This is a genomic window from Pseudomonas sp. BCRC 81390 (assembly GCF_030341915.1).
In the GTDB taxonomy this organism is placed as follows: domain Bacteria; phylum Pseudomonadota; class Gammaproteobacteria; order Pseudomonadales; family Pseudomonadaceae; genus Aquipseudomonas.
This window is the reverse complement of sequence record NZ_JATAAG010000025.1, coordinates 21,209-27,648: the sequence shown is the minus strand read 5'-3', so window position 1 is coordinate 27,648 and position 6,440 is coordinate 21,209. Positions and strand designations below refer to the sequence as shown.

Here is a 6,440-nt window from a genome sequence, read left to right as displayed (position 1 = left end):
GCGATGGCTGCGAAGCAGCCCCAGGATTTTGTACATCAGGTTGATAAAGCCGGGGCTGCTTCGCAGCCATCGCGACACAAGGCCGCTCCTACAAAGGCCTGCAAGCACGCACAATACAAAACTGAACACTGGCATAATTCCCCGCTCATTGGCGCAGGAACTGATCATGCCTCGATATCTGGTTTTAGGTTTATGCCTGCTGGCGCCTCTCGCCCTGGCCAACAGCGACGAACATGACCTGGCCTACAGCCTTGGCGCCAGCCTGGGCGAGCGGCTGCGCCAGGAGATGCCGGGCCTGCAACTGGATGCGCTGGTCGAAGGCCTGCGTGCGTCTTACCAAGGGCAACCGCTGAAGCTCGACAAGGCACGCATGCAGGCCGTGCTGCAGCAGCATGAAGCACAGGAAGGCGATGCCGCCGCGCAGAAACAGCAGGCCGCCGAGACACGCTTCATGGCCACCGAGCGCGGTCGTTATGGTGTACACGAACTACCCGGGGGCGTGCTCTACAGCGAGCTGCAGGCAGGCACGGGCGCGCAGCCCAAAGCCGGCGGCAAGGTGCAGGTGCGTTATGTGGGCAGGCTGCCCGATGGTTCGGTATTCGACCAGAACCAGACACCGCAGTGGTTCAGCCTGGATTCGGTGATCGAAGGATGGCAGCTGGCGCTGCCGCAGATGCGCACCGGCGCCAAATGGCGCCTGGTGATTCCGTCGGCGCAAGCTTATGGCGCCGAGGGTGCGGGTGACCTGATCGCACCCTACACCCCTCTGGTGTTCGAGATCGAACTGCTGGCGGTTGGTGATTGACTTCCGCCGTCAGGCCTCCACCGCGCCCTCTTCCTTGTGCGCGTTGTGCAGCACCTCGATCAGGCAGTCTTCGAGCTCGAAGCGCTCGTGCAGCAGGGCTCCCAGCTTGGTCAGTTTCTCCGCGAAGCGTTCGCTGTCCTTGCACTCACCCTTTTCGCAATGGTCATTGAAAGCCAGCGCGATCTGGGTGATGTCGTTGATCCGCGGGTTGATCTCTTCGGCCAGCTTCAGCGCCTTTTCGTCGTCAAAAGCCTTGGCCTCACTGACCAGCTGCTCGCAGACTTCGAAATGCCACGCCGAAACGTAGTCGACCAGAACCGCGCAGAAATCACGGTTTTTTTCCTTGTCGGCAAAGGTCGGCTTCACATCGCGCAAGGCGCGGAAAGCCTGCACCAGTTCCTGGCGCTCCTCCAGCCAGCGGTCGATCAGCTTGTGAACCCCACCCCAGCGTTCCTGAGCGTTCTGGCAACTATCGAGCATGGCGATCTCTTCCCTTCTGGGTAGATGCCGCTGCACCTCGCACTACGACCGTGCAGCACAAAGGTGACATCAGCAGGACGGCATCGAGCAGTTGTGTTTTCGGTATGCGTGCTGCGAGATTATTCCCGCGCGTGCTGCCCATCAAGGTACGCAGCAGACAAAGTTCATACAAGCGTTTAATACCCTGTTACACCGCCATTGGTCGCACTACCGGCCAAGCCTTGCGCCAGGTCAATTGATGGCCAGGGTGCGGAAACGATACGCCAGCAGGCAGCTCGCGGGCGGCACCGCCAGCAACAGGAAGGCCAACAGGCTCCACTCGGGCAGCGTCAGGTCGAGAAAACTCCAGGTCAGCGCGTTGCACTCAGGGCCACCGAGTAACAGTTGCCGCGCCGCTTCGCTCCAGGATTGCTCAAATACCCGCCAGATCGGCACCGGGCAAAGCGCAAAGGCACCGTCCGCCCCCTGCAACCAGACATGCCTCGCGGCCAGCAACGCCCCGGCCAGCGAACAGCCCAGCGTCGCCCACGCATAACAGCGCACACCCCGCGAACCCGGCGCCTGAACAGCGGCCGTAAGGCACAACAGTGCGTACAGGCCAAGCAACAGCCGTTGGCTGAAACACAGTGGACACGGCACCAGCCCTGGGGCGTTTTCCAGCTGAAAGGACGCAGCCAGCACCGCCAGTGCGGCCAGGCAGGCGGGTAGGAAAAAGGTGCGCAAACGGGCCGGCAGCATGGGCAGAGAAGGTCCGGGGTGATGAAGTGGCTTGAAACGGTAGAGGAAAGACACGCTTTGTTTCAAGGCACGACAACAACGACAACTCGCTGAAACGCGAAGGAATTTTCCAGCAAGGTGGTAGGAAACGTCTGAAGAGAGAGACTGCAGATCCAACCTGCATCAATGGACAAGTTACCCGGCCCCATGGCCCGCACCTTGGCGCGGGCCATGGGTAGGTCAGGCGCGCGCGCCTTCTGGCAACGGCAACGCCAGCAGGCGTTCATCCAGCAGGCCGAGGCCCTCCTGGAACAGCTGGTTGCTGCGCTCGGTCTCACCGAGGCTGGCCAGCAACCGGGCCAGCTCGGCGCAGGCCTCCGGGTTGCGCTCCATGCGCAGGCTGCTTTCCAGGTAGTCGCGCGCCTTGCCCCACAAGCGGTTCTGCAAGCTCAGGCGCCCCAGGGTCAGCAGCAGGCTGGCGTCCTGCGGGTGGGCTTTGAGCCAGCCTTCGGCGGTTTGCAGCTGGCGCGCCGGGTCATCCCCGCGCACAAGGCCGTACAGGCGAGCCAGGTGGCTTTCGTACTCACGCTTGAGGGCGGTGCGCAGCACTTGCTCGGCTTCGCTCTGGGCACCCACCTGGCGCAACTGTTCGGCGTAGGCCAGCACCAGCTGTGGTTCCTGGCGCTGGGCCGCGGTCAGTTGCTGCCAGGCACGCTCCAGGGCCTGGCGTGCGCTTTGTGCGTCCTCGCCCCGGGTCGAGGCCAGGCTCAGGTTCTGCCCCCATGCGCGCTGCTCCAGGGCGGTCAGCTCGGCGGCCGGCAACACCCTGCCCTTACGCAGGTCTGGCAGCAGGCGGATCAGGGCCGACCAGTCACCGCGCTCTTGATACAGACGCTGCAGCAGGCGCAACACCTGGTTGTTGTGCGGGTGGCGTTCCTGCATGGCCAGCAAGGTTTCCAGGGCGCCATCGCTTTCGCCACGGTCCATCTGCAACTGCGCATGGGTAAGGGCAATGGCCAGTTCCGCTTGCGGCTGGCGTTCCAGGGCGCGTTCCAGCAGGTTGTCGCTGTCTTCGCTGCGACCCTGCTCATTGGCGGCGCGCGCCGCACCGAGGTAGAACAGCAGCGGCTGGCGCTCGGCCTCGGCGGCACGGTGCAGATGGCGCTGGGCGCTGGCCCAGCGGCCCTCGGCAAGGTCCAGCTGGCCCTGTTCGATGGACAGCCGGATGCGCCGGCTGCGGTTGCGCCGCGACCATGGGTTGACCACGCCACTGGAAGTCAGCACCAGGCCGACCAGGTAGCGCAGCAGCCACAGCAGCACGATCACCGCCAGCAAGCCGGCCAGCGCTGCCCACAACCCGGACTGGTAGCGGAAACTGCCATACGAGATCAGCACATAACCGCTGTGCTTGGCGACCGCGATACCCAGCGCAGCAGCGATCACGATCGCCAGCACGGCCAGCAGGTAGACACGCTTCATGGCTTGCCCCCTTCAGGCTCGGCCGACAGATGGCGGCGCTGGATGTAGGCCTGCACCGCGGCCAGGCTTTCGCTGAGGTCGGGGGTGACCACCGAGACCGGTTGCTCTGCCAGGGCGTTGAGGCTGTCGAGCATGGCCTTGCTTTGCGGGTTGTCGGCGTTGAAGTTGGCCAGCAGCACGCTGCGGGCATCATCCAGGGCCTGGGTGTAGACCTTGGCATCGCCGTTCAGCGCCGCCCACTGAGCCTGCTCGATGGTCAGGCTCAGGGCCAGGCGCAGCTGGTTCAGCTGCTGCCCGGCCAACAATGGGCGCACGTTGTCATCGGCGTTGAAGTCGATCTGGAAATACTTGGAGATCTCGGCCCACCACTGCGACAGGCGGCTGGCGCCATCGCCGTCGGAGGTCAGGGCACCGAGCGCATCGGCATTGCTGGCGAACTCTGGCGACTGGGCACTGAGTTGCTGCACCAGCTCGCGCTGCGCGGCCAGTTTCAGAAACAGGCCGGTACGGTCCGGTTGCTGCGTGCTGTTGAGCGTGGCCAGGCTACGCGCCAGCTGCTCGCGGGCGGCGAAGGCACCCGGGTCGCTCTGTTCACGCAGGATCTCATCGGCACCCTCGACCAGCGCTTTGGCACTGGTGATGTCCTGCAGCGCCGACAGGCGCAGGGTGGCCAGGCGCAGCAAGTGCTCGGCCTCGGCCAGGCGCCATTCCTTGCGGCTTTCACCCAGCACGGTTTCCAGGCGTTGGCTGAGGCGTTGCTGGTCGCCTTGCAACTGCGCCACCAGGCGGCGGCGGTCTTCCAGTTCGCTGGCAGCCGGCAGGCTGGCCAGCTGCGCGCTGATCTGCTGCTCGCGCTGTTGCAGGGCCTCGGCGCGCTGGTTCAGCGCCTCGATGTGCTGGCCCTGGTTGAATTCGCTGCCTTGCAGTTGACGCACCTGCCAGACACCCCAGCCACCTACCGCGACCCCGGCCGCCCCCAGCAGCAGAGCCAGGGCTGCCAGACCACTGCCGGAGCGCTTGGCAGGTGGGGTAGTGACGGGTTCCGTCGGCGCCTGTGCCGACGGCTGATCGTTTTTGGACAAGACAGTCTCGCTCACGTATCCATCCTTTGCATGGGGGCGCACCGCGTTCAGCTTAGCGCCTTAGGAGGCAGGTGCAGCGCTGCGCTGCACGGCTGCCAGCAAGGCCGTGGCACTGGCGCCACGGCAATCCACAACCTGTTGGGCCCCGGCGGCCCTGGCCTGTTCGGCGACCCGCGGGCTGGGCACGAACAGCGGCAGGAGCGCCAGCCGTGGCCAGTCGGCGCCGGCCATCAGCTGCAGGTGTTCAAGACCCTGCCCACTGCTGACCACCAGGCCATTGAGGCGTTCCGCTTCGATGCGGCGCATCAAGGTGCCTGGTGGGTAATCCGGCAGGCAACGACGATACAGTTCCAGATAATCGACACTAGCACCTTGCTCTGCAAGACGCTCTGCAAGCAGTTCGCGACCTCCAACCCCACGCACGATCATGATGCGCGGCGCCGGCACGGCTACCGCCTGGCGCAGGGCTGGCAGGGCCAGCAAGGCTTCACTGTCGTCGCCACTCGGCGGGACACTCACTGCCAGGCCCGCCGCCTGCAGCACCGCCGCGGTTGCCTCGCCCACGCTGAACCAGCCTTGCCGTGGCGGCTGCAGGCCGGCCTGGGCCAGTTGTTCGAGCAACAACCTGGCGGCCGGCTTGCTGACCACGATGATGGCCTGGAAGCCCGTCAGGCCCTCCAGCAGCTGGCGCTGCCGGTTATCCACAGCGACGGGCTCGATCGCCAGCAACGGCAGGCAGCTACTGCCCACCCCCACCGCCGCCAGGCTTTGCGCCAGCGCTGCGCAATCTTCGGCTGGCCGGGTCAGCAACAGGCGCCAGGGGCTCACGGGTGGCCGGCCTCGCCGTAGACTTCCTTGAGGATGGCCTCGGCGCCCTGCCCCAGCAGGTCTTCGGCGACCTGCACGCCCAGCGTCTCGGCGCTGCCACGGGGGGCGCGAGACTCAGCCACCAGCAGGGTGCCGCCGCTGGGCTGGCCGACCAGGCCGCGCAGCCATAACTGGTCACCTTCCAGCACCGCATAGCAGGCGATCGGCACCTGGCAGCCACCATTGAGGCGTTTGTTCAGGGCGCGTTCGGCCACCACCCGGTCGGCAGTGTCAAGGTGGTGCAGCGGAGCCAGCAGCGCGTGGATTTCGTGGTCGGCGCTGCGGCATTCGATGCCCACTGCACCCTGGCCACCCGCCGGCAGGCTGTCGTCGACGCTGATGGTGGAGGTGATGCGGTCTTCGAAGCCCAGGCGGATCAGGCCGGCAGCGGCGAGGATGATGGCGTCGTACTCGCCGGCATCCAGCTTGGCCAGGCGAGTGTTGACATTGCCGCGCAGGAACCGGATCTGCAAGTCGGGGCGGCGCGCCAGCAGCTGGGCCTGGCGGCGCAGGCTGGAGGTGCCGACGATGCTGCCGGCCGGCAGTGCTTCGAGGCTGGCAAAGCGGTTGGATACGAACGCATCACGCGGGTCTTCGCGCTCGCAGATGCAGTACAGGCCCAGGCCTTCGGGGAAGTCCATGGGCACGTCCTTCATCGAATGCACGGCGATGTCGGCTTCATTGTCCAGCAGGGCGGTTTCCAGTTCCTTGACGAACAAGCCCTTGCCGCCGATCTTCGCCAAGGGCGCATCGAGCAGCTTGTCACCGCGGCTGACCATGGGCACCAGGGTCACCTGCAGACCGGGGTGAGCCTGCTCGAGGCGGGCTTTGACGTATTCGGCCTGCCACAGGGCCAAGGCACTTTTACGGGTGGCGATGCGGATTTCGCGAGTGGACATGAAACGCCCCGATCCAGAGAAATGCTGCCGATGATAACAGCATCACCGCTATCGCTAGCAGATGTGGATCAGTCGAAGGCCTCTTCGCGGCTGAAGCCGCCCACCGGGTGC

General features: G+C 65.4%; 7 protein-coding genes. 1 reads left to right on the top strand and 6 read right to left on the bottom strand.

Annotation, left to right across the window (positions count from 1 at the left end):
- The first annotated feature begins 166 nt into the window (after positions 1-166).
- Positions 167-805 (top strand): FKBP-type peptidyl-prolyl cis-trans isomerase, encoded by a 639-nt coding sequence (locus tag QSV36_RS10940; RefSeq protein WP_289131605.1) that lies wholly within the window; start codon positions 167-169, stop codon positions 803-805.
- Positions 806-814: 9 nt separating this feature from the next.
- Here the strand turns inward: QSV36_RS10940 and rsd are convergent, their stop codons facing one another.
- From rsd to hemC, 6 genes are all read right to left on the bottom strand, one after another.
- A complete protein-coding gene (gene rsd / locus QSV36_RS10935; protein ID WP_225779956.1) occupies positions 815-1,285 on the bottom strand; it encodes a sigma D regulator in 471 nt (156 codons plus the stop codon).
- A gap of 231 nt (positions 1,286-1,516) precedes the next feature.
- A complete protein-coding gene (locus QSV36_RS10930) occupies positions 1,517-2,023 on the bottom strand; it encodes a disulfide bond formation protein B (protein ID WP_289131604.1) in 507 nt (168 codons plus the stop codon).
- Positions 2,024-2,242: 219 nt separating this feature from the next.
- Positions 2,243-3,481, bottom strand: coding sequence for a heme biosynthesis protein HemY (locus tag QSV36_RS10925; protein ID WP_289131603.1), 1,239 nt, complete (start codon positions 3,479-3,481; stop codon positions 2,243-2,245).
- Positions 3,478-4,578 (bottom strand): uroporphyrinogen-III C-methyltransferase, encoded by a 1,101-nt coding sequence (locus QSV36_RS10920; RefSeq protein WP_289131602.1) that lies wholly within the window; start codon positions 4,576-4,578, stop codon positions 3,478-3,480. The genes QSV36_RS10925 and QSV36_RS10920 overlap by 4 nt, the downstream gene beginning before the upstream one ends.
- A gap of 45 nt (positions 4,579-4,623) precedes the next feature.
- Entirely contained in the window at positions 4,624-5,391 is a 768-nt protein-coding gene (locus QSV36_RS10915) for a uroporphyrinogen-III synthase (RefSeq protein ID WP_289131601.1), read from the bottom strand.
- A complete protein-coding gene (gene hemC, locus QSV36_RS10910; RefSeq protein WP_289131600.1) occupies positions 5,388-6,329 on the bottom strand; it encodes a hydroxymethylbilane synthase in 942 nt (313 codons plus the stop codon). The genes QSV36_RS10915 and hemC overlap by 4 nt, the downstream gene beginning before the upstream one ends.
- Positions 6,330-6,440: the final 111 nt, after the last annotated feature.

What these genes read in the sequence shown, in the direction of transcription:
- hemC (WP_289131600.1), bottom strand. Translation starts at nt 6,329, where the DNA reads ATGTCCACTCGCGAAATCCGCATCGCCACCCGTAAAAGTGCCTTGGCC.
- QSV36_RS10925 (WP_289131603.1), bottom strand. Translation starts at nt 3,481, where the DNA reads ATGAAGCGTGTCTACCTGCTGGCCGTGCTGGCGATCGTGATCGCTGCT.
- QSV36_RS10940 (WP_289131605.1), top strand. Translation starts at nt 167, where the DNA reads ATGCCTCGATATCTGGTTTTAGGTTTATGCCTGCTGGCGCCTCTCGCC.
- rsd (WP_225779956.1), bottom strand. Translation starts at nt 1,285, where the DNA reads ATGCTCGATAGTTGCCAGAACGCTCAGGAACGCTGGGGTGGGGTTCAC.
- QSV36_RS10930 (WP_289131604.1), bottom strand. Translation starts at nt 2,023, where the DNA reads ATGCTGCCGGCCCGTTTGCGCACCTTTTTCCTACCCGCCTGCCTGGCC.